The sequence below is a fragment of the Agrobacterium tumefaciens genome, from assembly GCF_013318015.2.
GTDB classification, from domain to species: Bacteria; Pseudomonadota; Alphaproteobacteria; order Rhizobiales; family Rhizobiaceae; genus Agrobacterium; species Agrobacterium tumefaciens.
Window position 1 is genome coordinate 1,593,906 of record NZ_CP115842.1, and the last position, 24,803, is coordinate 1,618,708.

At 60.3% G+C, this 24,803-nt stretch carries 21 protein-coding genes; 8 read left to right on the plus strand and 13 right to left on the minus strand.

Going from position 1 to position 24,803, the window contains the following annotated elements; all coding sequences use genetic code 11:
* The first annotated feature begins 111 nt into the window (after positions 1-111).
* Complete coding sequence (locus tag G6L97_RS20755; RefSeq protein ID WP_065658463.1) at positions 112-777, plus strand: transglutaminase-like cysteine peptidase; 666 nt, start codon at positions 112-114, stop codon at positions 775-777.
* Between the two features lie 69 nt (positions 778-846).
* On the opposite strand, the gene G6L97_RS20760 is transcribed toward G6L97_RS20755, so the two are convergent.
* From G6L97_RS20760 to G6L97_RS20785, 6 genes are all read right to left on the minus strand, one after another.
* Positions 847-1,932: an ABC transporter ATP-binding protein gene (locus G6L97_RS20760; RefSeq protein WP_025595105.1), complete on the minus strand. Its 1,086-nt coding sequence runs from the start codon at positions 1,930-1,932 to the stop codon at positions 847-849.
* Positions 1,929-2,756 carry a carbohydrate ABC transporter permease gene (locus G6L97_RS20765; protein ID WP_003518166.1) on the minus strand — a complete coding sequence of 276 codons (828 nt, stop codon included), beginning with the start codon at positions 2,754-2,756 and terminating at the stop codon, positions 1,929-1,931. The genes G6L97_RS20760 and G6L97_RS20765 overlap by 4 nt, the downstream gene beginning before the upstream one ends.
* Complete coding sequence (locus tag G6L97_RS20770) at positions 2,753-3,655, minus strand: carbohydrate ABC transporter permease (RefSeq protein ID WP_003518164.1); 903 nt, start codon at positions 3,653-3,655, stop codon at positions 2,753-2,755. Before G6L97_RS20770 ends, G6L97_RS20765 begins: the two co-directional genes overlap by 4 nt.
* Positions 3,656-3,769: 114 nt before the next feature.
* The gene (locus tag G6L97_RS20775; RefSeq protein ID WP_065687428.1) at positions 3,770-5,002 is read right to left on the minus strand and encodes an ABC transporter substrate-binding protein; all 1,233 of its coding nucleotides are present in this window, start codon (positions 5,000-5,002) and stop codon (positions 3,770-3,772) included.
* 68 nt (positions 5,003-5,070) lie between these two features.
* The gene (locus tag G6L97_RS20780; RefSeq protein ID WP_065687427.1) at positions 5,071-5,973 is read right to left on the minus strand and encodes a sugar phosphate isomerase/epimerase family protein; all 903 of its coding nucleotides are present in this window, start codon (positions 5,971-5,973) and stop codon (positions 5,071-5,073) included.
* Positions 5,974-5,985: 12 nt separating this feature from the next.
* Complete coding sequence (locus tag G6L97_RS20785) at positions 5,986-7,020, minus strand: Gfo/Idh/MocA family protein (protein ID WP_065687426.1); 1,035 nt, start codon at positions 7,018-7,020, stop codon at positions 5,986-5,988.
* Positions 7,021-7,159: 139 nt separating this feature from the next.
* Here G6L97_RS20785 and G6L97_RS20790 point away from each other — a divergent pair, with 139 nt between their 5' ends.
* The gene (locus tag G6L97_RS20790; RefSeq protein WP_174003662.1) at positions 7,160-8,197 is read left to right on the plus strand and encodes a LacI family DNA-binding transcriptional regulator; all 1,038 of its coding nucleotides are present in this window, start codon (positions 7,160-7,162) and stop codon (positions 8,195-8,197) included.
* A gap of 8 nt (positions 8,198-8,205) precedes the next feature.
* On the opposite strand, the gene G6L97_RS20795 is transcribed toward G6L97_RS20790, so the two are convergent.
* Both G6L97_RS20795 and G6L97_RS20800 read right to left on the minus strand, forming a co-directional pair.
* Complete coding sequence (locus G6L97_RS20795; RefSeq protein ID WP_065687425.1) at positions 8,206-9,084, minus strand: hypothetical protein; 879 nt, start codon at positions 9,082-9,084, stop codon at positions 8,206-8,208.
* A gap of 129 nt (positions 9,085-9,213) precedes the next feature.
* Complete coding sequence (locus G6L97_RS20800) at positions 9,214-10,245, minus strand: GlxA family transcriptional regulator (protein WP_019566906.1); 1,032 nt, start codon at positions 10,243-10,245, stop codon at positions 9,214-9,216.
* A gap of 100 nt (positions 10,246-10,345) precedes the next feature.
* Here G6L97_RS20800 and G6L97_RS20805 point away from each other — a divergent pair, with 100 nt between their 5' ends.
* The 6 genes from G6L97_RS20805 to purU all read left to right on the plus strand — a co-directional run bounded on the left by G6L97_RS20805 (position 10,346) and on the right by purU (position 17,746).
* Positions 10,346-11,599, plus strand: coding sequence for a sarcosine oxidase subunit beta family protein (locus G6L97_RS20805; RefSeq protein ID WP_003518155.1), 1,254 nt, complete (start codon positions 10,346-10,348; stop codon positions 11,597-11,599).
* A gap of 11 nt (positions 11,600-11,610) precedes the next feature.
* Entirely contained in the window at positions 11,611-11,931 is a 321-nt protein-coding gene (locus G6L97_RS20810) for a sarcosine oxidase subunit delta (protein WP_019566908.1), read from the plus strand.
* The gene (locus G6L97_RS20815) at positions 11,928-14,918 is read left to right on the plus strand and encodes a sarcosine oxidase subunit alpha (protein WP_174003664.1); all 2,991 of its coding nucleotides are present in this window, start codon (positions 11,928-11,930) and stop codon (positions 14,916-14,918) included. Before G6L97_RS20810 ends, G6L97_RS20815 begins: the two co-directional genes overlap by 4 nt.
* A 13-nt stretch (positions 14,919-14,931) precedes the next feature.
* Positions 14,932-15,486, plus strand: coding sequence for a sarcosine oxidase subunit gamma family protein (gene soxG, locus G6L97_RS20820; protein ID WP_065687423.1), 555 nt, complete (start codon positions 14,932-14,934; stop codon positions 15,484-15,486).
* A gap of 17 nt (positions 15,487-15,503) precedes the next feature.
* On the plus strand, positions 15,504-16,772 hold the full coding sequence (gene glyA, locus G6L97_RS20825; RefSeq protein WP_013762267.1) for a serine hydroxymethyltransferase: 1,269 nt from the start codon (positions 15,504-15,506) through the stop codon (positions 16,770-16,772).
* Positions 16,773-16,861: 89 nt separating this feature from the next.
* The gene (purU, locus tag G6L97_RS20830) at positions 16,862-17,746 is read left to right on the plus strand and encodes a formyltetrahydrofolate deformylase (protein WP_013762268.1); all 885 of its coding nucleotides are present in this window, start codon (positions 16,862-16,864) and stop codon (positions 17,744-17,746) included.
* A 24-nt stretch (positions 17,747-17,770) separates the two neighbouring features.
* Here purU and G6L97_RS20835 read toward each other — a convergent pair whose 3' ends face one another.
* From G6L97_RS20835 to G6L97_RS20855, 5 genes are all read right to left on the minus strand, one after another.
* Positions 17,771-19,864, minus strand: coding sequence for a mechanosensitive ion channel family protein (locus G6L97_RS20835; protein WP_013762269.1), 2,094 nt, complete (start codon positions 19,862-19,864; stop codon positions 17,771-17,773).
* A complete protein-coding gene (locus G6L97_RS20840; RefSeq protein ID WP_013762270.1) occupies positions 19,861-20,478 on the minus strand; it encodes a ParB-like protein in 618 nt (205 codons plus the stop codon). The genes G6L97_RS20835 and G6L97_RS20840 overlap by 4 nt, the downstream gene beginning before the upstream one ends.
* On the minus strand, positions 20,462-22,093 hold the full coding sequence (locus G6L97_RS20845; RefSeq protein ID WP_407655361.1) for a SulP family inorganic anion transporter: 1,632 nt from the start codon (positions 22,091-22,093) through the stop codon (positions 20,462-20,464). The genes G6L97_RS20840 and G6L97_RS20845 overlap by 17 nt, the downstream gene beginning before the upstream one ends.
* Before the next feature lie 218 nt (positions 22,094-22,311).
* Positions 22,312-22,707, minus strand: a complete 396-nt coding sequence (locus G6L97_RS20850; RefSeq protein ID WP_003518141.1) for a (R)-mandelonitrile lyase — start codon at positions 22,705-22,707, stop codon at positions 22,312-22,314.
* 163 nt (positions 22,708-22,870) lie between these two features.
* Positions 22,871-24,784, minus strand: a complete 1,914-nt coding sequence (locus G6L97_RS20855) for a PhoX family protein (protein WP_013762272.1) — start codon at positions 24,782-24,784, stop codon at positions 22,871-22,873.
* Between the last annotated feature and the right edge of the window lie 19 nt (positions 24,785-24,803).

The following is a 24,803-nucleotide window of genomic DNA, read 5'->3' on the forward strand; positions in this document are numbered from 1 at the left end:
CTCCTTGTCGGGACCATCGGGAGCGGAATTATCGGGTTCGTTAAAAGTCGAGCATTTTGTTTCATGTGAACTCAAATCGCCACCGGTAGGTCATGTCGTCAGGAGACGAACATGACCCATCTCATCAAATTGCTGCAAGCATGTTTCATTCTGGCCGTCGCGGGTTTCGCTGCGCCGGTACAGGCGTCTCCTTCGATGCAGACTGGCAAGTTCACGTCGCAGCCCATCGGGCATTACGATTTCTGCAAGCGGCATACGGATGAATGTCAGCCGGTCAAGGAAATGCCGCCGCTCAGTCTTACGCCTGATGTCTGGGCTACCCTTGTTTCGATCAACAGCGCAGTCAATATCGAAATCGACCAGCGTTCCGACATGGAAGTGTGGGGTTACGAGGACTATTGGGAGTATCCCTATAACGGCGCGGGAGACTGCGAGGACCTCACGCTGGAGAAACGGAAACGGCTTATGGATGCCGGTTTCCCGGTTTCCGATCTGCTGATCACCGTCGTCCGCGACGAAAAAGGCGATGGCCATGCCATCCTCACGGTAAGAACGGACCGCGGAGATTTCATCCTCGACAATATGAAATCGAAGATCTTTCGCTGGGACGAAACGCCCTATACCTATCTCAAGCGTCAATCCACGGAGCATGCCGGTCGATGGGTCGATATTGAAGGTTCCGGTTCGCCTGCCATCGCCGCCCGCGAGGTTGGCCGGGCCACCGCCACCTCCGCAACCACGCGCCGCAACATCCTCGACATCATCATGGGGCGCTGAAGCTTTCGCCTCGTGCGGATCGGAAAGCCCCGAAGGGCCGTCCGGTCCGGATATGCCCCATGGTTCGTTTCACCGGCCTCCGAGGCCGGCTCCGGTTTCTTCATCAAACAAATGCAGGTCGGTCGGGTTGATGTCGAGGCCGACGACTTCGCCGCTCCTGACCTCACTGCGTCCCTGTATAGCGATGACCACTTCGGTCGATGTGCCAAGGGTGAGGAAGGTGGCCGAACCTGTGGTTTCCACGGCCGAAACAGGTAACGTCAGCGCCGCGCCGGTTGCGGTTCGCGGCCGGATGTGTTCCGGCCTGATACCAACGATGACACGCTTGCCGGGCGATAAGGGAGCCGGGTTTTTGATGGACTGCTGCGGCTCGCCTTCACTGAAACGCAGCTGAAGCGCCGCGCCGTCCGGGCTGACCGTTGCCGGAATGAAATTCATTGCCGGTGAACCGATGAAGCCAGCAACAAAACGATTGACCGGGCGGTCGTATAATTCCAGTGGCGTGCCCTGCTGTTCGATCACGCCGTCGCGCATGACGACGACGTGATCCGCCATCGTCATCGCCTCTATCTGGTCATGGGTGACATAGACCGAGGTGGCGTGCAAGCGGTCGTGCAACGCTCGGATTTCCTTGCGCATGTGCACACGCAGGGCCGCGTCTAGATTGGAGAGCGGTTCGTCGAACAGGAATGCCTGCGGGTTGCGGATGATCGCGCGGCTCATCGCCACACGCTGGCGCTGCCCGCCGGAAAGTTCGCGCGGATAGCGCTTCATCAGCTTTGACAGGCCTGTGGTGGCTGCAACCTCCTCTGCCGCCTTGCGGGCCTCTGATTTTGCCACGCCGCGCATGCGCAGCGAGTAGGTCAGGTTCTCCTCCACCGTCATGTGCGGATAGAGCGCATAGGACTGGAACACCATCGCCACATCGCGCTTGCGCGGCGGCACACCGTTCATCAACGTGCCTGCAATGCGCATGTCGCCGCTCGATATGGTTTCCAGCCCCGCCAGCGAACGCAGCAAAGTGGACTTTCCGCAACCGGACGGGCCGACGAGGGCGACGAAGGTGCCCTTCTTGATGGAAAGATGGATGTTCTTCAGCGCGTGAAAGGCACCGTAATATTTGTTTACGCCGGAAAGTTCGATCTGAAGGGTCATTTTAACGCTCCCGATGTCAGGCCGGAAACGATGCGGCGCTGCAAGAGAATGAACAGGGCAAGAATGGGCGTCACATACATGGTCGCATAGGCCATGATGTTGTTCCATTCGCTGGTGTTGGGGCCCATGAAGGAATTGAGGCCGACACTGGCAGGCTGCAATTCAGCCGCCTGGATCATCGATTTCGAATAGACGAATTCCCCGAATGCCTGCATGAATATGAGAATGGCGCTGACGAGAATGCCGTTTCTGGCAAGCGGCAGCACGATATTGAAGAAGGCGCCGACGCGGGAATTGCCGTCCACAAGCGCTGCCTCTTCCAGCTCCTGCGGCACCGCCATGAAGGTTGCGCGCACCAGCACCACGAAGAAGGGCATGCTTTTCGCCGCAATGGCGAGAATGACCGACAGGCGGGGATAATCCAGCAGACCCACTTGCGAGAAGCCGACAAAGATCGGCGTAATCATCAGGGATGCCGGCAGAACCTGCAGCATGAGGATGAGGAAGAGGCCGATATCAACCCAGACGTTGCGATAGCGCGCCAGCACATAGGCGCAGCCAACGCCAAGCACGGTGATGAGCGCCACGGCACTTGAAGCGATGAGCACCGAATTCCACAGATAACGGCCCATATTGCGGCTTTCCCAGACATAGGCATAGGTCTGCCATTGCGGATCGGCCGGCCAGAAGCCCGGCGGGTTCGCAAACATCTCCGAGCCGCTTTTCAGCGAGGTCAGATACATCCAGTAGAGCGGAAAGAGATAGATGACGGCAAGCACGATGGCGATTGCCAGCATCAACCGGTTGCGGGTCGTGATACTCATCCGCGCACCTCATGCCGTGTCGAGCGCACATAAACGACGGAAGCCAGCATGACGAAAACGATCATGATGACGGAGATCGTCGCGCCCTTGCCGAAATCATATTGCCGGAACGAAAGATCCCAGGCCCAATATTGCGCCACGTTGGAACTGTTGTTGGGGCCGCCATCGGTGATGGCGGCGAAAAGATCGAACTGCTGAAGCGTGAAGATCAGGCCGAGCGAGATGATCGCGCCGATGGTGGAACGCATCATCGGCAGGGTGATGGTGTAAAAACGCTGCCAGGCGTTCGCGCCATCCAGCTCCGCCGCTTCGTAGAGATCGCCGGGGATGGAGGCGAGGCCGACAGAAAGAAGGATCATGTTGAACGAGGTGCCGAGCCAGATATTGGCGATGACCACGGCCCAGAGCGAAAAATTCGCGTCGGATCGCCAGAAGATATTGCCTGAGATCATGCCGCTTTCCCGCAGGAAGAAATTCAGCACGCCGAAATCGCCTGACAATATCCAGTTCCAGATCGCGCCGACGACGAGGCCGGGCATGACCCAGGAAACGAGGAACAGCCCGCGCAGCCAGGTGGCGCCGGGAAAGTTCACCCAGAAGAACAGCGCCAGACCGAAGCCGATGGCAAATTGCCCGGCAATCGAGGTGACGACAAAGGTGACGGTGTTGAAAAGGATCGGCAATGTTTCCGGTTGCCGGAACAGGTCGATATAATTCTTGAAGCCGACGAAGGGGCGCACGAAGGTGCCCAGGCTGAACATGTCGACTTCCTGAAAGCTCATGACGATGTTGTAGATGAGCGGCAGCCCCGCCATGACGAACAGGAAGCCCAAAGGAAAAGCGACAAGGATGAGGTCGAAACCACGACCGTCGCTGACGCTGGAAAACAATTTTTTCATGAAACATCCTCACAAGCTCCGATCGGGGCCGCCGCTGCATTAAGCAGCAGGCAGCCCCACCGGGAGGAACCCCTTGGATGGGGCCGGGTGAACCCGGCCGCCCGCCCAGACAGATCAGCCTTCGATCAGCTTTATCTTTTCAGCGGCCTGATCGAGTGCGGCCTTCGGCGTCATCTGACCCGACAGGGCGCCCTGGATAGCGTCCTGGATCGCCTTGGAAATCTTCGGCCATTCAGGCGAGGGACCGCGCGGCTGCGCATATTTGAGCTGCTCGATAAAGGTCTTGAGCGCTTCGTCCTTCAGCGCGTTGCCGGTGGGCGGAACGGGAATATCGGAACGCGCCGGCAATTGCCCGAAGTTCTTGAACATGTCCTTGTCCTGCGAGGCGAAAAATTCGATGGCCTTGAAGGCTTCGGCGGGATGTTTGCTCTTGGAGAAGATCGCCCAGTTATAGTCGCCCATGGCCGAAGACCGCGGCGCGTCCGGCGCCGGAACCGGCAGTAGCGTCACGCCCCAGTCGAACTTGGCGTCCTTGAGCATGCGGTCGATTTCCCAAGGACCGGAGATCGCCATGGCCGCGTTGCCGGCGTTGAAGGTGGCGGTGGAATCCCACTGGCTGCGCGTCAGCGTATCCGGCGAGGCCAGCTTTTCACTGAGAAGGGTCTTCCATGTTTCAAGCGCCTTCACCGCGCCATCGGTATTGATGTTTTTGTAGGTGGCACCGGCCATCTGCGCCCATGGCAGAAACTGGAAGGTGCCTTCCTCGTTGGCCTTGGCGCTGAAGCTGATGCCGTAAACACTCTTGGCGGGGTTGGTCAGCTTGCGGGCAGCTTCCACAAGCTCGTCCCAGGTCTGCGGCGGTTTTGCCGCATCGAGACCGGCTGCCTTGAACAGGTCCTTGTTGTAATAGAGTGCGATCGTATTCGTCGCCTTCGGAACGCCGAAATATTTGCCGTCCCAGGTTACGGATTTCAGCGGACCCGGAAAATAGTTTGCCGTCTTGATGACGTCCGACTTCGCAATCATATCCGTCACGTCAAGAAACGCGCCACGTGCGGCGAACATGGCGTGGTTTGGGTTGTCGATGGCGATGATATCGGGCGCGTTGCCGGTCGAGTAGGCGCGCATGGATTCGCTCACCACATCATCGAACTGCAATTGCCGGTATTCGATCTTGATGCCGTTATTGAGCCTGTTGAACTCGTTTACCAGGTTGGGTGCCGGCTGGATGTCCCTGTCCAGCGACCACAGGGTCAAGGTGACATCTTCCGCATGCGCCACCATCGCACCGGCGGATACGCCTGCCAGAACAAGCGCACCGGCGATCATGCATTTCGCGATACCCATAATAATCTCCTCCTCTTGGTTATCGTCTCTGCAATTACTGGAAGCCTTCTCCCAAAGGCTTCCATTCCTCAGGTGGGATCGACGACAAAATCGCCGCCCCGGCAATGTTTCAGATAGTTCAGGCCGTGTACCTGTCCCGTCATTTCCAGCGCGTCGCGATAGACGGGGTCATGCCAGCCTTCGATGTCGATCGAGCCGGACCAGCCGGCCAGGCGCAGTTCCGAAATAATGTCCGTCCAGTTGCTGTCGCCGAAGCCCGGCGTGCGCATGAAGACGAATTTTTCCTTGCCGAAAATCCCATGCTCACGAATGACATCCCAACGAATGGTCGCATCCTTGCCGTGCACGTGGAAAATCTTGTCCGCCCATTTGCGGATCTGCGGCAGCGGATCGATGAGATAAACCATCTGGTGGCAGGGTTCCCATTCGATGCCGATATTCTCGTCCGGCGTTTCGTTGAACATCAGTTCCCACGCATCCGGATTATGGGCGATGTTCCAGTCGCCGGTTTGCCAGTTGCCGTCCATGGCGCAATTTTCAAAGGCGATCTTCACGCCCTTGTCCCCTGCGCGTTTGGCAAGCTCGCTCCAGATTTCCTTGTAACGGGGCAAGCTCTCGGGCAGCGGCTTTCCGCGCAGGCGGCCGGTGAAACCGGCAACGCAGGTGGCACCGAAGTGATGAGCATTGTCGATGCAGTCTTTCCAGCCCTGCAAGGTCTGAAGGTCGATTTCCGTTTCCTCCAGCGGATTGCCGAACATGCCGAGCGTGCCGATGGTGATGTCGCGGTCACCGATCGCGTCAAGTGAACGCTTGCCAAGCTCGGCAAGGTCCTGGCCGTTGGTCGTCTGCCAGAAGAACGGTTCGAAGCTTTCGAAACCAAGATCGGCTATCTGCCCGATGCGTTCAGCCGCCTGTCCCTTGGTGGCGCTGACCATGGTGCCGATGCGTATGGATTTTGCCGGATTGCTCACGTCTGTCGGTCCTTATGCTGCGATGGAAACGCGCTGGCCGATGCGGGCGCTTTCAATCGCGCCGATCACCATTGCCAAGCTGTTGATGTTGTCGAAGGAGGCCGTTTCCGGCATCTGGCCGGTACGGATGGATTGAAGAAAAGAGAGTATGACGCTGGCGTGGCCGTGCGTATCCTTCTCGGAAATACTGTCGGAAACGTTTACGGTCTTGAATCCGCGTAGAAGACCCGGCTCTCCGCCGGCGACGGATGCGGAGAAATTGTCTTCGCCGTCCCAGAGGATCATGCCCTTGGAGCCAATCAGCCGCCAGCGGGCTTCCCAACTGGTTCTTTCGCCTTCCGCGCACCAGGAGCCGCGATAGGTGAAGACCACATCGTTGGAGAATTCGAATATGGCATTGGCGCTTGCCCCGTGGGCGTACCAGGAGCCTGCCGGATTTTTCTCCACGCAAAACACGGAGAGCGGCTTTTCATCGGCGACGAAACGCGCCGCATCGAAAGTGTGGATCGCCATGTCGAGAAGAAGAACGTTCTTCATCTCCTCGCGGAAACCGCCGAAATGGGGCCCGAGGAAAAAGTCGCAGTGAATGGCCGTCAAATCACCGATAATACCGTCTTCCACGGCCCGGCGCAGCCGTCGGATGCCGGAGATAAAACGCCGGTTTTGCACCACAGCATGAATTTTTCCGGCCTTTTCCGCCAGTTCCACCAGCTTTTCGGCTTCTTCCATCGAGGCCGCAAGCGGCTTTTCGCTGAGCACATGGCACCCGGCTGCAAGACCGGTTGCAACCACGGCATACCGTGCCTGCGGGACGACGACATCGAACAGGATGTCGGCTTTGGTCCGTGCGAGAACATCGCGGAGATCGACGCCGATGATGACGTCGGTGAGGGAGAATTCTTCGGCAAGCGCGCGTGCCGTGTCTTCGTTCAGATCGACGAAGCCGACGATCTTGATCGCGCCGAGAATGTCCGGCGTCGATTGAATGGCGCGCAGCCAGCCTTTGGCCATAGCTCCGCACCCGCATAAAACGGCATTGTATGTCATCTTCTCTCCCCGCTCTCTGGGCAAACTCCTCTTTGCGCAGAGCATCGTAAACGTTTACGACACTAGGATGATCATGTTAGATATGTCAATACCGTTATTGGGGACCCATATTTGGTACCCGGCTCAGGAGGGGGAGTGCATGAAAGGAATTCGTCAGCTTGCCGATTATCTGGAGATATCGATAGGCACCGTTTCCCGTGCCTTGAACGGCAAGCCCGACGTTAACGAGGAGACGCGGCGGCGTGTTCTGGAGGCGGCGGAAAAACTTGGCTATGTCGCAAACCAGTCAGGCCGCAGCCTCAGGCAGGGGACGACTAACGTCATCGGCCTGATGACCGGCAGCGACGCGCAGACGGTGGAGAACTCCGACAACTTCTTCATGGGAGTGACGGATGGTTTGCAAAGCGTGTTTTCCGCTCACAATCTCGATCTTATCGTTCTGCCGTGTCCGGGTGAGGAAGACCCGGACGAATATCTCAAGCGCATGGTGGCGCGCCGCATGGTGGATGCGATGATCATTTCCTCGACACGCCGTGTCGATAAGCGTGTCGATTTTTTAAAGCAGACCCGCTTGCCTTTCGTAACGCTCGGCCGCACCTCTTCCAGCGCCGATCATGCGTGGATCGATCTCGATTTCGAGGAGGTTGCGCGCAGTGCCGTCAACCGGCTCGCCGCTGCCGGTCATCGCACCATTGCGGTTGCCGCACCCGATAGCGACGTCAATCTCGGTTATGTTTTCATGGACGGGTACCGGCGCGGACTGGAGCAGAACGGCATTGCTTACGATCCTTCTCTGGTCATCCGGGCGAAATCGAGCGAGCAGGGCGGATATCACGCCGCCAGCGAGTGGCTACAGATGCGGCCGCGGCCAACCGCGCTTGTGCTGATCTATGAGTTGATGGCCCTTGGCCTTTATCGCCGTCTGGCGGAAGTGGGTCTGAAACCGGGACGGGATCTTGCGGTCATCGGTTTTCGTGATGGTCCACGCGGCCAGTTTCTCGAACCGCGATTGACCAGTTTCCGCATGTCCCTGCACGATCTCGGTGTAATGGTCGCGCAGACGCTTCTGTCTACCATGCCGGCCTATGCGCCGTTTTACCCAAATCAGGCGCGTTACTGCGTCTGGCCGATGCAGCTTGTCGCCGGAGAGAGCGACCCAGGCCCCGCATCTTTATAAGCGTGGCGTCAAAGCTTGTGGTCTCGAATGGTCGCAACGCCGAACGGATTGAATTTATATTCGTCCTCCTCATACCGCGTGTCATCGGACAGGTCGGCACGACGATCCTTCAAGGCCGCTTCAACCCCGTCGCGTGTCATTTGATCGGCGATATCGTCAATCAGCGCGGCGATCTTCAGCTGCTCGCTATTTGTTGAGGGCTGCTGCTGGTCTTTTCGGGTGAAGTGTATCTCCACGTCAGGCAATCCGACCAGATGAAAGCCGACGCTCCCCATTCCGTCGGCATCGCCGCCGATGGGCCGGCGCGCGAAGGCTAGACGGCAGGTTCTGGCGAATGCCAGGGCGTCGTTTGCGGTCGCGTTACGGCGCGACTGTTCGAAGAGTTCCTTCCACCGCTGCACGCCATGGGCAACGCCGGCGCTTTCACCCTTTACGGCAACTGCGCCACTATCGAGCATGTGGTGCACGAACATCAGGGCTTTACCGCAGGTCGCCACGGCTGTTTCCGCGGCCATTGACGGGCCAAGCACATAAAGAACCGAGCCGTGGCCTGCGACTGCCTCCTCGTCACTCTCCTGATAGGCGTCCGGCTCGACACGATCCCAGCAGACATCGAAGGAGCGTTCCATCCTGTCGTCCGGTTCATCCTGCGAATAATCCTCATCGAGACTGAAATCGCCGGCAAATTTATCGATAGCGGCGCGAGCGCTCTGCCGCAGCGCTGCCAGACCATTTTCCGGGCCAAGAAAACAAAGGACATGCCGGGGTTTGTATTCGGAGCGGGATTGGGCAACTGCCGGAAGGTTGCTCGCGGCCTTGCCGACAGACGGTCTTCCCAGCACAAGGCCACCTAAAAGCGCGAGAACGCCACGACGCTCTGAATTCATCCCATTCCCCCCACGGCTCCCCTAAACAGGATCGGGGACTTTTATACCGGTACGGGCAAGTCTGACCATATCAATTACATTGATCTATTTTTTGCAGGGCCCGACTTTTCGCAGGCGAACAGCAAAGCCTCAAGGTTGCGGCAACAACACGCCGACTGCGAATTCTTCGTCCGTTGTCGTGTGGCCAATCTGCGTTTTGCGATATTCGCTGGGGCTGAAGCCGCGCTCGGCACGAAGTGTGCGGGAAAGGTGTGGGGCGTCGCAAAACCCGGTGGCGAGCGCAATCTGGGTGATCGGGTCACGCGTGGTGCGCAGGAGGGAAAGGGCGCGGTCGAGCCGCAGCTCAAGATAGACCTTGGAGGGCGTTGCTTTCAGGTCTCCAAGGAAACGCCGTTCGAGGCTGCGTCGGCCAAGGCCGAGATCGCGCGCGAGTTCCAGCACGGTTCTCGGAACCTCGATGTTCTGCTGCATGCGCAGGATCGCCTTTCTGACCAGGGGATCGGTTGCCGTTCTGGTGCTCTGCTGGCCGGGCTGGGGTTTTTCGCCGCTGAGCGCACTGTCGATCATCATGATATTGAGGCTTTTGATGGCGGCCGACTGGCCGACATGGCGCTCCACAAGGAACGCCGCCAGATGCGCAGCACCATGGCCGCCCGAACAGGTCAGGCGGTTGCGATCTATGACGAAGAGCTGGTCGGAAACCATCTGCTCGGCGTCGAAACGGTCGAGAAAATCCTGATGGTGGAACCAGCTGACGCAGCAGCGATAACCATCCAGCAGGCCGGCTTCATGTAGAATGAAAACGCCGGTGCAGAGCCCGATAAGGGGAGTGCCCGCTGCCGCACGGTCTTTCAGGAACCGCAATGCCTCCGGCGGCAGGGCGCTGTGGTCGCTGATCAGTCCGCCGACAACAACAATATAGTCGTAATGCACGGCGTCGATGAGCCGCGTATCCGGTTGCACCTTCACACCACAGCTCGATTGCACATTGCCGAGGGTCGCCGACAGCACGGACCATTCGCACAGGATCGGCCGGGAACGATCAGCCTCATCGGCAGCAAGACGCAGCACATCGACGAAATTGGCGAAGGCCGACAGCGTGAACCGGTCGGCGAGCAGGAAGGCGACGCTGAGGCGTTTCTTGGCGCGATGAGAGCTCATGGCGCAAATATTCACGCAATCAGACGCGATTGTCCAGCCCGGCCGCTGTAAATCTCCGTAGGCTTTTGAATACCGAGAGTTCCAACCAGCAGGCCCGCTCATGACGCGTTTTAATGCCTTCAATCTCCTGCGGAATGCCCTGACCGGCCACAAGAACTGGGACGAGCAATGGCCCGACAGTCAGCCAAAAGCCGAATATGACGTGGTCATCGTTGGCGCCGGCGGCCATGGTCTGGGTGCGGCCTATTATCTGGCCAGCCAGCACGGTATCACCAATGTCGCTGTCATCGACAAGGGCTGGCTCGGCGGCGGCAATACCGGCCGCAACACGACCATCATCCGCTCCAACTATCTCTACGACGAAAGCGCGCGTCTTTACGATCACGCCGTCGATCTGTGGGAGAACTTGAGCCAGGAACTGAACTACAACGTCATGTATTCGCGGCGCGGGGTGCTGATGCTCGCCCATAATGTCCACGATGTGCAGAGCTTCAAGCGCCACATCCATTCCAACCGTTTGAACGGTGTCGACAATCGCTGGCTTACCCCGGAAGAATGCAAGGAATATTGTCCGCCGCTGAGCATATCGCCAAACGCCCGCTACCCGGTGATGGGCGGTGCGCTTCAGGAACGTGCCGGCACGGCGCGCCACGATGCGGTTGCCTGGGGTTATGCGCGCGGTGCTGCCGCCCGTGGCGTCGATATCATCCAGAATTGCCCGGTCACCGCCATTCGCCGCAACGCCGACGGGTCCGTCGCGGGTGTCGAGACGGCGCGAGGTTTCATCAAGGCAAAAAAAGTTGCGGTTTCCGCTGCCGGCCACACCTCGGTGGTCATGGATACCGCAGGCGTGCGCCTGCCGCTCGAAAGCTACCCGCTGCAGGCTCTGGTATCCGAGCCGATCAAGCCGATCTTCCCCTGCGTGGTCATGTCGAATGCGGTTCACGCCTATATCAGCCAGTCCGACAAGGGTGAGCTGGTGATCGGTTCCGGCACGGATCAATATACCTCTTATTCGCAGCGCGGCGGCCTGCCGCTGATCGAACATACGATCGCCGCCATCGTCGAAATCTTCCCGATCTTCAACCGCATGCGGATGCTGCGCAAATGGGGCGGCATTGTTGATGTCACGCCGGATCGCTCGGCCATTCTCGGCAAGACGCCGGTCGACGGGCTTTATGTGAATTGCGGCTGGGGCACGGGTGGTTTCAAGGCCACGCCGGGCGCTGCCCACACCTTCGCCTGGACCATCGCGAAAAACGAACCGCACCCGATCAACGCGCCTTTCACGCTGGAGCGTTTCCGCTCCGGCCGCCTAATCGACGAGGCCGCCGCCGCTGCCGTGGCGCACTGAGGAGCTAACCCATGCTGCTGATCCGTTGCCCCTATTGCCATGAAACGCTGCCCGAAGCCGAATTCACCTATGCCGGGCAGGCCCATGTCGTGCGCGCGGCCGACCCTTCATCTCAGAGTGATGAACAGTGGGAAGAATTCCTGTTCATCCGCGAAAACGCCAGGGGTCCGCATTTCGAGCGCTGGCGGCACCTGCATGGCTGCGGTCGCTTCTTCAATGCGGTGCGCGACACGGTGAGCGACCGTTTCCTGACGACCTATCGCGCAGGCGAGCCGCGTCCTGATCTCTCCTCCCTATCCAGCGCACCAGCCAGCTCCGAGGTGTCGAAATGAGTTCCTATCGCGTTCCCGGCCGTGGCCGGGTGGATGCCGCCCGCTCGGTAAGCTTCACCTTCGATGGGAAGACCTATCGCGGCGTAAAGGGGGATACGGTCGCCTCCGCGCTTCTCGCCAATGGCGTACATCTCATGGGCCGCTCGTTCAAATACCACCGCCCGCGCGGCCCTGTAGCGGCGGGTTCCGAGGAGCCGAATGCGCTGATCGGCACCCGCCGCGGCTCCGGCCGGTTCGAGCCAAATACCCGCGCCACGGTGCAGGAAATCTGGAGCGGGCTGGAAACCACGTCTCAGAACAAATATCCGAGCCTGAAATTCGATATCGGCGCAGTCAACGACATGGCCTATATGCTGTTTTCGGCGGGCTTTTACTACAAGACATTCATGTGGCCGAAGAGCTTCTGGAACAAGGTCTATGAGCCCTTCATCCGCGCGGCGGCCGGTCTCGGCGTCTCGCCCACGGAAGAAGACCCCGATACCTATGCCTCGCGCAACCTGCATTGCGACGTGCTGATCGTCGGCGCCGGTCCTGCGGGTCTGGCTGCGGCGCGCGCAGCGGCGGTCGATGGTCTCAAGGTCGTGCTAGTGGACGAAAATGCCGAAGCCGGCGGGACGCTGCTGTCCGAGCCGCAGGCGCAGATTGACGGCCAGCCAGCATGGAACTGGCTGGCGGACGAGTTGAAGGCGCTGAAGGAGCGCGGCGTCAGGGTCATGACCCGCACGACGGCGATTGCCTACTACCACCAGAACATGATCGGCCTTTGCGAAAAGCTGACCGACCATCTCGAAACCGTGACCAAGGACATGCCGCGTGAACGCCTGTGGCGGGTGCGGGCGCGCTATGTGGTGCTGGCGCAGGGGGCTCTCGAAAAACCGCTGGTCTTTCATGGCAACGACCGGCCGGGCGTGATGCTGGCGGGCTCCGCCCAGACCTATCTGAACCGCTATGGCGTCAAGGTCGGCAACAGGCCGGTGGTGGTGACGAGCCATGACAGCGCCTGGTATGCCGCCTTCGATCTTCATGGCGCAGGCGTGCGGGTGCAGGCCATCGTCGATACCCGTTCGAAGGTGCGCGAGGAACTGGTGAACGAGGCGCGCGCGCTCGGCATTCCGGTGCGGCTGTCGCATACCGTGACGGCGACTTCGGGCCGGTTGCGTGTGAAATCAGTCCGCGTCAATCCGGTGAATGGCTCCGCGGTCGGCGCGGGGCAGGAAATCGCCTGTGATGCGTTGCTGATGTCTGGCGGCTGGACGCCGTCGCTGCATCTGTTTTCCCACACGCAGGGCAAGATTGCGTGGGACGATCAGCGGACCACCTTCCTGCCGGCCATGACCAATGAGGATTGTGCAATTGCCGGCGCCGGGCGCGGGCTTTGGGGCATTGAAGCGGTGCTGAAGGATGGCGCCGAGCAGGGCCGGAAGATCGCTGCAGCCCTGGGCAAGACGGGCGATACCCGCGACTATGCGGTGGAGCACGACCGCACCGGCAGCGGCGTATCGCTGACGGAATTGCCGAGCGATCGCGATGCCGGCAAGGCCAAGGCCTTCGTCGATTACCAGAACGACGTGACCGCAAAGGATCTGCGGCTGGCCGTGCGCGAGGGCATGCGCTCCATCGAGCACGTCAAGCGCTACACCACCAACGGCATGGCGACCGATCAGGGCAAGATGTCCAATATCAACGGCCTCAACATCGCGGCGGAAGCGCTCGGCAAACGCCAGCCGGAAGTAGGCCTGACGACCTTCCGCCCACCCTATACGCCGACGACCTTCGGCGCTTTCGCCGGTTATCATCGCGGCCAGCATTTCGAGGTGACGCGCAAGACGCAGATCGACAGCTGGGCTGAGAAGCATGGCGCGGTTTACGAACCGGTCGGCCAATGGCGGCGCGCCTGGTACTTCCCCAAACCAGGTGAAGACATGGATGCTGCAGTCGGCCGCGAATGCCGGGCGGTGCGGCAAAGCCTCGGCATGTTCGACGCCTCGACGCTCGGCAAGATCGAGGTCGTCGGGCCGGATGCGGTCGAGTTCATGAACCGCATGTACACCAACCCGTGGTCGAAGCTCGCGCCGGGCCGCTGCCGTTACGGCCTGCTTCTGGGTGATGACGGCTTCATTCGCGACGACGGCGTCATCGGCCGCATGACCGAGGATCGCTTCCACGTCACCACCACCACCGGCGGTGCCGCGCGGGTGATGAACATGATGGAGGATTACCTCCAAACAGAATGGCCTGATCTCAACGTCTGGCTTACCTCCACCACCGAGCAATGGTCCACCATTGCGCTCAACGGCCAGAATGCGGCAAAGCTGCTCGCTCCGTTGGTCGAGGGCGTCGAGCTGACGGAAGAGGCTTTCCCGCATATGTCCTGCGCGGAATGCACGGTGGCCGGCATGCCGGCGCGGCTGTTCCGGGTGTCGTTCACCGGCGAGATCGGCTTCGAAGTCAACGTGCCCGCGCCGCTTGGCCGCAAGCTCTGGGAAATCCTGTGGGAGGCCGGCCAGCAATACGGCATCACCGCCTATGGCACGGAAACCATGCATGTGCTGCGTGCCGAAAAGGGTTACATCATCGTCGGCCAGGATACTGACGGCACGGTCACGCCCTATGATGCCGCGATGGGCTGGGCCGTGGGCAAGACCAAACCGGATTTCGTCGGCAAGCGTGGCCTCGCGCGCCCCGATCTCGTCGCCAAGGGCCGTCGTCACCTCGTCGGTCTTCTGACCGAAGACCGCTCGAAGCTGGAAGAGGGCGCGCAGATTGTCTTCGATCCGAAGCAGCCTATCCCGATGAAAATGGTCGGTCATGTCACCTCATCCTATCATTCGGATGCGGTTGGCCAGCCGATTGCGCTGGCGCTGGTCGAGGGCGGCCATGAGCGGATGGGAGAGACCGTCTATATTCCAATGCCCGAACGCACGATTGCCGCAAAAATCACCGGGATGGTCTTTGTCGATCCCGAAAACACCCGCCTGAAGATCTGACCAGGAGATGACAATGAATATGCGCGTTTCCTCCCCCGTTCCCGGCACGCTGGCCGAGAGCAAAGCAGCCCGGGTCAGCATATTGGCCGCGCAGGGGCGGCTGTCGCTGCGTGCGCGCGGCGATCTGGTGCCGCTCAATACAGCCCTTGGCCTGACCTTGCCCGACCGGATCGGCGCTCGCACTGCTGCAGGCGAAATCGAGGCCGTGCGCCTTGGCCCCGACGAATGGACGATCCTTGCTCCCGTTGGCGCGGTCGACGGGGTGATTGCGGCCTGCGCTGGCGTTTATGCCGGCCATCCGCATAGTCTCGTCGATATTTCCGGAAGGGAAGTGACGCTGGCGATCAAGGGGCCGCTCGCCGCCGAGCTTTTGACACTCGGCTGCGCCCGCGACATCGACACCATTCCGGTTGGCGAGGCCCGCAGAACGATTTTCGATGGCGTGACCGTGGTGCTGTGGCGCGATGCGCCGGATGGTTTCCGTATGGATATCTGGAACAGTTTCGCGCCGCATCTCGGCCATTTGCTTGAAACCGGCTGCAAGGAACTTGCCGCCGAAATCGCCTGATCCTTGAGGAGGAAACAATGCTCAACCGTCTGTCCCATAATGCCGTCTCGGATACGGTGATTGCCGACGCCATCGCCGAGGAACTCGATCGCCAGAAAACCCAGATTGAACTGATCGCTTCGGAAAACATCGTGTCCGCCGACGTTCTGGCGGCGCAAGGCTCCGTGCTGACCAACAAATATGCCGAAGGTTATCCCGGCAAACGCTATTATGGCGGTTGCGAATTCGTCGACAAGGTCGAGCAGGTCGCCATCGACCGGCTGAAGCAACTTTTCGGCGCGGAGTTCGCGAACGTTCAGCCACATTCCGGCGCGCAGGCCAATCAGGCGGTGTTTCTGGCACTTCTTCAGCCGGGCGACCGGATCATGGGGCTTTCGCTGGCCCATGGCGGCCACTTGACCCACGGTTCGCCGGTCACCATGTCGGGCAAGTGGTTCGATGTCGTCTCCTATGAGGTGGATGCAGAGACGCATCTGATCGATATGGAAAAGGTTCGGGCAAAGGCGATGGAAACCAGGCCGAAGCTGATCGTCGCAGGCGCCTCGGCCTATCCGCGCCAGATCGATTTCGAAGGCTTCCGCAAGATCGCCGACGAGGTTGGCGCATGGCTGATGGTCGACATGGCCCATTATGCCGGCCTGATCGCCGGCGGCAAATATCCAAACCCGGTGCCGCACGCCCATGTCGTCACCTCCACCACCCACAAGACCCTGCGCGGCCCTCGCGGCGGCGTGATTTTGACCAACGATGCCGATCTGGCAAAGAAGCTGAATTCGGCCGTCTTCCCCGGCAATCAGGGCGGCCCGCTGATGCATGTCATCGCCGCCAAGGCCGTTGCCTTCGGCGAGGCGCTGCGGCCGGACTTTGCCGACTACGCTGGTCAGGTCATCGCCAATGCACAGGCTCTGGCGCGAGTGCTGACGGATGGCGGTCTGGGGATCGTGTCTGGTGGAACCGACAGCCACATGGTTCTGGTCGATCTGCGTCCGAAGGGCGTTACCGGCAAGGTTGCCGAAATCGCTCTTGAGCGGGCAGGCCTCACCTGCAACAAGAACTCCATTCCCAACGACCCGGAAAAGCCCTTCGTCACCTCGGGCATCCGGCTCGGCAGTTCGGCCGGCACCACGCGCGGTTTTGGCGTGGCCGAATTCGAGCGGATCGGCGTGCTGATCCTGCGCGTCATCGACGCGCTGGCTGTCTGTGCCGAAGGCAATGCTGAGATTGAGGCGAACGTGCGGGCCGAGGTTGCAGCGCTGTGTGAGGCCTTCCCGATCTACGGCGCGTAACACGCTATTATCGGTCTCGTTAGCCATGATCGGGCAGGGCGGCATCACCGCCATTTTCCCGATCGCTGATCCATCAAGGGGAGCAGGATTTGACCAGCTATGTCATGAAAGTCTCGTGCCCGGCACGCAGCGGCATCGTTGCCGCCGTGTCCGGATATCTCGCGCGGTCCGGCTGCAACATCAACGACAGTTCGCAATTCACCGACCTGGAAACGGGCCGCTTTTTCATGCGGCTGAGCTTCGTTTCGGAGGAAGGGATGGAACCCGCTGCTCTCGTCGCAGGGTTCGCTTCCGTCGCCGCCGATTTCGACATGGAATACGATATCCATGATCTCTCGCGGAAAACGAAAGTCGTGATCATGGTTTCACGCTTCGGCCATTGCCTGAACGATCTACTCTATCGTTCCCACATTGGTGCATTGCCTGTGGAGATTGTCGCTGTCATCTCCAATCACCTCGAATACCAGAAGCAGGTGGTGAACGAGGATATTCCCTTTCACCACATTCGCGTCACGCCGGAGACGAAACCGGAAGCCGAGGCGGCCATACTGCAGGTGGTGCGCGATGCAGGCGCCGAACTTGTCGTGCTGGCGCGCTACATGCAGGTTCTGTCGGAACGGCTGTGCCAGGAAATGTCTGGCCGCATCATCAACATCCACCACTCCTTCCTGCCTTCCTTCAAGGGCGCAAACCCTTACAAGCAGGCCTATGAGCGCGGCGTGCGACTGATCGGCGCGACGGCCCACTACGTCACCGCTGATCTCGATGAAGGCCCGATCATCGAACAGGACACGATCCGCGTCACCCATGCCCAGAGCGGCATGGATTATGTGAGCCTCGGGAGGGACGTGGAAAGCCAGGTTCTGGCGCGCGCCATTCATGCCCATATCCATCACCGTGTCTTCCTCAACGGCAATAAGACCGTGGTGTTTCCCGCTTCGCCGGGCGAATATATGTCCGAACGAATGGGATAAGGTTGGGGCGCGGTTGCCGGAGGCCTATTCTTCCACCGGCCCCGTCCCGTCGCTTGCTTCGGGCTCCTGTGGCCGCGCGCTTCGTGTAGATGCGGGATAGGCGCCCGCCATGCTGGCGAACTGGATGTCGTTTTGCGCAAAGGCATCCTTTAACATCGAATAGGCCTTGCGGCGCACCATGGAGGATTGCCCGCCGGCGCGCAGCATCATGCCGAAACCAAGCGTCATGCCATATTCGCCGAATTGCTCGACGCCCTTCAGCTTGACGGTTTCGATCAGGAACGGTCCGAATTCCGGGTCTTCCTTCAGCGCCTTGCCGATCTCCTTGGTAATGGCCCGGACCTTGGCAATGTCAGTATCGAAGGCGACCGTGACGAGGAATTTGTCGATCGACCAGTCGCGGCTCATATTTTCGACGGCGCCGAGCGATCCGAACGGCACGGTGAAAATCGGGCCGCGATGGTGCCGCAGTTTGACCGAGCGGATGCTGAAGGATTCAACCGTGCCGCGGTAGGAACCGCTCTGGATGTATTCGCCGACGCGGAAGGCGTCGTCGATCATGTAGAACACGCCGCTGATGATATCCTTGACGAGCGTCTGCGAACCGAAACCGATGGCGATGCCGAAGATGCCGGCACTTGCGAGCAGCGGCCCGATATTGACGCCGAGTTCCGAAAGCGCCGTCATGACCGCAACCGCGGCGATGATGATGCCGAGCATGTTGCGCAGGATCGGCAGAATGGTCAAAAGCCGGTCATCTTGCGGCTGCCCCCCGCCCGGTTGGCCGCTCATCGAGTTGCCGACGGGTGTACTCAACTCCAGCCGCCGTGCGATCATCGACTTGATCGCGATCCAGAGGAGATCGGCAAGAAGCAGGATCAGCGCCCCGTGCAGGACGCCGACGACGATCGACGTCAGCAATGCGCCATCGGGCAGGGAATTCGGATGCGCGCGCACGAGGAAGATCAGCCACAGGATGGCAGTCCCGACGATTGCAAGCCGCACGCCTCGCTCGACCAGTACCGGGCGAAGATCGCTTTCCCCATAGGTGCCGATGTCGGTTGCCAGCTTTCGCGCCGCGATGCCAAGCGTCGAGGCAAGGCCGGGCAGAACCAGCGCATAAAGCCCGATCCAGAACAGGACCCCGGCGCCGGCGAGCCGCAACCCGAAGAGGATGATGAGGCCGAAGATAAGCGCGACATCGATTGACCTAGCCCGCTCCGAGCCGGGATCGCCGACCGGACGACGCCAGATCCAGATGCATGCGAGCAGGAACAGCAGGCCGACCATGGCGGAGGACAGAAGCCCAAGCGTGTCACGCGGGACATCGAGATTCTCGAGCGTCCTGAGCAACGCCCAGAAGACGCCGGCAAGGGTCAGGAGCCATGTCCAGCGGACGATCCAGAAATCGCGCCGGACATTGGCCTCGCGGCCAACGACCCGCCGCAGCAGGCCCGTGAAGGCAAAAAGCAGCGGCAACACGATGCTGGTTGCAAGCCAGGGCAGGAGAACGGCGCTCAGCAAAGGTGACCACTGGATGGCAAGGAACATGGCGGTGGCAGCAATGCCGTAGCCGAAGACGGGCAAAAGCCTCCGCGATACGACAGACGAGGCCTCCTTGCCGATATTCGCGCCGTTCCTGCGGGAGGCCTGCATCGCTATGATCCGGTTCGTGGCAATGCCGCCGGCAAGGCCCGCACCGAACAGGATGGATACGTGCAGCAAAAAGACGGCTGTACCATAGTTGCTGATCTCGTCGCAAAGCCTTCCCAGCGCCGCGATGATCTGCGTGGACATGCCGGGCAGATCCCTTGCGAGGCGGCCTAGGTGTTCGCGCCGCTTGCTTGCCCATTGGTCGAGATCGCTCAACTGGCTCTGCGGCGTCAGTTCTGGCGGCTGCTCTGTACCGGCCGCCGCAAGCTTCTGTGTGAGAAGGGCACGAACATCGTCCTGTCCCAGAAGCTGTATCAACTGGTCGACTTTCTGCTCTGTCGTCTGTTCCGTAGGAGCCGGTCTCGCTGGCGGCGGTAGTTCCTGCGCAGCTAGGCTCGCCGCGCCCAGTACGAAAACTGCGATGGCAGCCGCCATCACTCGGAAAAGGGAGGGAAGGGTGGTCATTGGTCCGCTCCACACCATCCAGGCAGATGCCGCGCATCGCGCGAGCGTGCCAGTTGCATCGCTTCCTCCACAGCGTCCTCGAAGGAATGTCGCAGCTTCTTGCCTCCCACCCGGCGGCGCAGGAAATCCGCCCAGAGGAATTCACTGAAGGGAGCGTCTATTTTGGCAAAACCGCCAGCGTCGCGAACCGCGCCGGCCAGCGCGCGGAAGGGATCGTCCTTTAGATCGACGATCCGTTTGGGAAGGTTTTCGATGGGATGGCGCACGCCATCCACGTCGAAAGGATAGACGAAGTTGCGATGGTCCATCACCGACCAGAATTCCTGCCGGTCGAGATGGGAAAGATCGGCAACGATACTGGTTAGTACATGTTTCACGCCTTCCTCATGCAAGGCTAAAGCGAGGTGGTGGTGGTCCACCAGATAAAGACGTTGTTTGTGACCAAGGACGACGGGTACCATATGGTGTCCGAGGAAGTCGGCTCCCTTTTCCTCACGGATGGCGGCCCATTGCCGCCGCTTGTCCTCCACCTCGCGCAGACCGACTGTCATCTGCGTTGGTTTGAGTGAGGTGATTTCAACCGGGGTCAGATGCGGTTCAAGATTGTGTGACATGGCTGTCCTCCCGATGCATGGCCGCCGTCACGGCATCATCGACACTGAAATTGCTGCGCGCCACCATGTCGGATCCGCCGCCAGCAAGCAGCAGATCCTGCACATGGTCGTGCATGCGCGCATAATAGACCACGATGCTGCTGCGCTGCATCGCTGCATCGAACTCCAGCAACGCATCAAGCGCGGTGGAATCCAGTTCTAATGTTTCCTCAAGGCTGACAATTGCGATGTGCAGTTCCGGCCGCGCAACGATGTATTTGGTAACGGCGGCAAGGATCGGTTCCGCATTGCCGAAGAAAAGCGGTTGTGCGGGCCGGAGAATAATCATGCCTGACACATCCTTCGCATCCGGGTGGCGTTCCATGTCGACAAAGTCGTGGCTATCGCCCAGCCGGCCAAGATGCATGACATGCGGTAGGGAAAGCCGGCGAACGAAGACGGCGAAGGAAAGGGCGACGGCGACAAGCATGCCGTTAAGCACACCGAAGGCAAGTACGCCGGCTGCGGCGGCAAGTGCCAGATAGGCGTCGTTGCCGAGCCGCCATAAACGGATGATCGGCGCGGGGTCGAGCGCATGCAGCAGCGCCACGGCGATCACGGCGGCAAGGACTGCTTCCGGGATGAAAGCGAACCAGCTGGCGGCGAGCAGGCTGAGGACGGCAAGGCCGATTGCGGCGATGGCAGAGGCAAGCCGGCTTTGCGGCCCAACCGCCTCGCTTGCTGCGCCTGCTGAAAAACCCGCACCAACCGGCATACCCTGCATGGCGGCGCTGGCGATATTGGCAAGCCCGAATGCTCTGAGTTCGCGATTGGAATCGACAATTTCGCCATGGCGAAGCGAAAAGCTTCGGATGGTGCCCCATGATTCCGCAAAGAGGATGAGGACGAGTGGCGGCGCGAAGCGGGCAACATGCGCGACATCATCAAGCGAGACCGAAAACGGGCCGGCCCATATGCCGGCAAGATCGATCTGGCCGACGACGGCGACGCCCCGACTTTGAAGGTTGAGCAGGGTCGAGATGGCAATGCCTGCCACGATGACGACGAGGCTGCCGGGAATGGCGGGGCGCCTGCGCAGGAGAAGCAGCACGGCGAGTGCCGCAACGCCGACGGCGATGCTTTCAAGGCTCCAGTCCTGCGGGCGGGAGAGAATTTGCAGGAGAATGGAAAACGGCTCGCCCGACTGCGCCTTTATCCCGAAGAGGCTCGGCAATTGCTTTATGGTGATCAGAATGGCGAGGCCGAAGGCAAAACCGCGCAGCACCGGGCGCGAGATCACACTCGACAGGGCGCCGAGCCGCGTGGCAGCCGCAAGCAGAAACAGCAGGCCCACCAGAGCGACCGTAATGGCAACGAGCAGCATCTTTTGCGCTGGTGTGACCGAGAGCGTCGCAAGCATTGCCGCCAGGATTGCGGCGGAGGAAGATGTGGGCGAGACGACCGCAAAACGGCTTTGGCCAAAAATGGCATAGACGATGCAGCCCATGATGGCGGCAAGGATGGCATGCTGGGCTGGAACGCCGGCAATCCCCGAATAGGCGATCGCTTCCGGTAACATCAGGCCGGCAATCGACAACCCCGCCACCACATCGCGCCGGTTGAGTGTCATGGGCATGGAATTGCAACCGCATGGGCGGTGATAAGGGCAAGGACAATTCCACCGGTTAAGATCACGATTCTCCACATGTTCCCGCGACGCGATGAAGGTTCACCCAATGCGCATACGAGTCAAAGTTTAAATAGCGCCCCCGAAATATTTCGGCTCTTCCGGATGTTGCTTAACGCTGGAGATCGTCCGGCAAGCAGGACGAGCGCCATTTCGGCCAGGCCGCTTCAGCCACCATACTGATCGTCCGTGACGTGCTCCATCCAGTCCACGACCTTGCCGTCTTTCACTTCCTGAAGCGCGATATGCGTCATGGCGACATCGGGTGCCGCCCCGTGCCAGTGCCTTTCGCCCGGTGCGAACCACACGGTATCGCCGGGGCGGATTTCTTCCACGGGGCCACCCTCGCGCTGCACCCTTCCAAACCCTGAAACCACGATCAGGGTCTGTCCGAGCGGGTGCGTGTGCCATGCGGTTCGCGCGCCTGGTTCGAAGGTGACCTGAGCGCCCTGAACCCGCTCTGCATCGAACGGGTTGAACAGAGGATCGATACGGACCGTGCCGGTAAACCATGCCTCGGGGCCTTTGGTTGAGGCCCGTGTTCCCGCGCGCAATATTTCCATGGTCATTCTCCTGACTGGTATCGTGTGGGGGGATTTGAAGCGGTAATGCCTCTCTTGTCCACTGGCGAGTGAAAATTCAGTCAGGCCGCATCGACCCTTGGTCACGGGTGACAGGAACCGGATCTCCGCTATGCCGAGACCCGGTTCCGCCTAAGCCAAAGCGTCAGCCGATCTGCGCGTTGTCGTCACGCTTGATGGCGATAACGGTGGAGCGCGGCAGCTTGCCTTCGCCATCCGGGAAGGGGGCGTCGGGGTGCTGGATGCCGACGAAGTGGGTACGCTTGTCGCCGGACCATGTCTGGCCGGTAACTTCGGAACCCTTCGGCGCGGTCAGGAAACGCTCGATACGGCCGGTGGCCGGATCGCCTGCCAGCATCTGGTTATTGCCCTGGCCGGCGAAGTTGCCCTCGTTGCTGTCCTCTCCGTCGGTCTGGATCCAGAGGAGACCGGTCGAATCGAACATCATGCCATCGGGCGAGTTAAACATGTTGCCTTCGTTGATGTTCGAAGAGCCGGCATAGGCATCCTTGTGAACGGTGGGGTTGCCGGCCATGCAGAACAGGTCCCATTTGAATCTGCCGTCCGCGTGATCGTCGTTTTCCGGGTACCAGCGCACGATCTGGCCGTATTCGTTCTTTTCGCGCGGGTTGGCAGCATTGATCGCCATGGCGTCGCCGCCAGCATTGGCGCGCAACTTGCCGTCTTTCATTTCGCCGCGACGGCTGTTGTTGGTAAGGGCGCAATAGGCTTCGATGGCGACCGGGTTGATGGCGACCCATTCCGGGCGGTCCATCGTTGTCGCGCCCACCTTGGAAGCGGCCTGACGCGTGAAGACGCAGATTTCATCGATCTTCATGCCTGTCGTCTCAGGCGTGAGAGCCAGCCATTCACCAGCGCCGTCGTCCGAGAACTTGGCGACGTAGAGAGTGCCTTCGTCTAGCAGTTTCGAGGTGTCGCCACCGGGCACGTAAATGCCGTTGGAGACGAATTTGTAGAGGAATTCGCCACGCTCGTCATCGCCCATGTAAACCACCACGCGGCCGTCACGCGCGATCACCACAGCGGCGTTTTCGTGCTTGATGCGGCCAAGGGCGGTGCGCTTTATCGGGGTGGAGGAGGCGTCCGAAGGATCGATCTCAACCACGTAACCGGCGCGGCGCGGCTCGTTGGGGTTCTTGGCGACATCGAAACGCGCATCGAACTTCTCATAGGCGTAACGGGTCTCGGCGACGATACCGTAGCGCTTGTAGTCATCCGGCAGCTTGAAGGTGGCATCAGTGGTGCCGAAATAGCCGTTGAAGTTTTCCTCGCAGGTGAGGTAGGTGCCCCAGGGCGTGCGGCCGGCGCCGCAATTGTTGAAGGTCCCCAGACAGTCGACACCCTTCGGATCTGCGGCGGTCTTGACGAGGTCCGAGCCTGCGGCCGGGCCGGAAAGCTTCATCGGGGTGTTGTGGTGAATACGGCGGTTGAACGGGCTGTCGAGAACGATTTCCCAGCCTCCGGTGCCTTCCGCAACTTCCATGACGGTGACGCCCTGCATGTTCTGCAGGATCTTGACGTCGTCGGCCGTTTTCGGGTTGCCCTTTTCGGCATGCGGCAGGTTGGTTTCGGGGTTTACATATTCATGGTTGACGGCGATCAGCTGGTGATTGCCGACCATGAACAGTTCCATGCCGTCAGTATTTTCGCCGAAGACCTTGTCGGAGTTTTCAACGCTGACACCCTTGGCAGGGTCGAGGTCGGGCACGTTGGAGAACAGCGGCTGGCCCCACTTGGCGACCGGCTTCCAGCTGTAGCCTTCCGGCACGTGAATGGTGTGGTCGGTCGCGGCAGCCACCGGCTTGAAGGGGAAACGGCCGGCTGCCGCTTCCTGCGCTTCCGCCGAGGTGCTGGTCATCAGGTTGCCGAGCGTGCCCATGGCTGCTGCGGCCGAACCGAAGGCAAGCACGCCACCGAGAAAGCCGCGGCGGGAAATCGCGGTCTCGACCACGCGGTCGAAATCGGTTTCGGCCGGCGGCGGGTTTTGCAGCTCGTCCCACGCATCCCAGGAAAGCTTGCTCGTATCGATGTCGGTCATATCGTATCTCCACCGTTGC

Coding starts and splice junctions, on each gene's coding strand:
- G6L97_RS20815 (WP_174003664.1), top strand. CDS start 11,928: ATGAGTTCCTATCGCGTTCCCGGCCGTGGCCGGGTGGATGCCGCCCGC.
- G6L97_RS20835 (WP_013762269.1), bottom strand. CDS start 19,864: ATGACCACCCTTCCCTCCCTTTTCCGAGTGATGGCGGCTGCCATCGCA.
- G6L97_RS20760 (WP_025595105.1), bottom strand. CDS start 1,932: ATGACCCTTCAGATCGAACTTTCCGGCGTAAACAAATATTACGGTGCC.
- G6L97_RS20765 (WP_003518166.1), bottom strand. CDS start 2,756: ATGAGTATCACGACCCGCAACCGGTTGATGCTGGCAATCGCCATCGTG.
- G6L97_RS20790 (WP_174003662.1), top strand. CDS start 7,160: ATGAAAGGAATTCGTCAGCTTGCCGATTATCTGGAGATATCGATAGGC.
- G6L97_RS20800 (WP_019566906.1), bottom strand. CDS start 10,245: ATGAGCTCTCATCGCGCCAAGAAACGCCTCAGCGTCGCCTTCCTGCTC.
- G6L97_RS20755 (WP_065658463.1), top strand. CDS start 112: ATGACCCATCTCATCAAATTGCTGCAAGCATGTTTCATTCTGGCCGTC.
- G6L97_RS20795 (WP_065687425.1), bottom strand. CDS start 9,084: ATGAATTCAGAGCGTCGTGGCGTTCTCGCGCTTTTAGGTGGCCTTGTG.
- G6L97_RS20775 (WP_065687428.1), bottom strand. CDS start 5,002: ATGGGTATCGCGAAATGCATGATCGCCGGTGCGCTTGTTCTGGCAGGC.
- G6L97_RS20810 (WP_019566908.1), top strand. CDS start 11,611: ATGCTGCTGATCCGTTGCCCCTATTGCCATGAAACGCTGCCCGAAGCC.
- G6L97_RS20845 (WP_407655361.1), bottom strand. CDS start 22,093: ATGCCCATGACACTCAACCGGCGCGATGTGGTGGCGGGGTTGTCGATT.
- G6L97_RS20785 (WP_065687426.1), bottom strand. CDS start 7,020: ATGACATACAATGCCGTTTTATGCGGGTGCGGAGCTATGGCCAAAGGC.
- G6L97_RS20770 (WP_003518164.1), bottom strand. CDS start 3,655: ATGAAAAAATTGTTTTCCAGCGTCAGCGACGGTCGTGGTTTCGACCTC.
- glyA (WP_013762267.1), top strand. CDS start 15,504: ATGCTCAACCGTCTGTCCCATAATGCCGTCTCGGATACGGTGATTGCC.
- G6L97_RS20850 (WP_003518141.1), bottom strand. CDS start 22,707: ATGGAAATATTGCGCGCGGGAACACGGGCCTCAACCAAAGGCCCCGAG.
- G6L97_RS20805 (WP_003518155.1), top strand. CDS start 10,346: ATGACGCGTTTTAATGCCTTCAATCTCCTGCGGAATGCCCTGACCGGC.
- G6L97_RS20840 (WP_013762270.1), bottom strand. CDS start 20,478: ATGTCACACAATCTTGAACCGCATCTGACCCCGGTTGAAATCACCTCA.
- soxG (WP_065687423.1), top strand. CDS start 14,932: ATGAATATGCGCGTTTCCTCCCCCGTTCCCGGCACGCTGGCCGAGAGC.
- G6L97_RS20855 (WP_013762272.1), bottom strand. CDS start 24,784: ATGACCGACATCGATACGAGCAAGCTTTCCTGGGATGCGTGGGACGAG.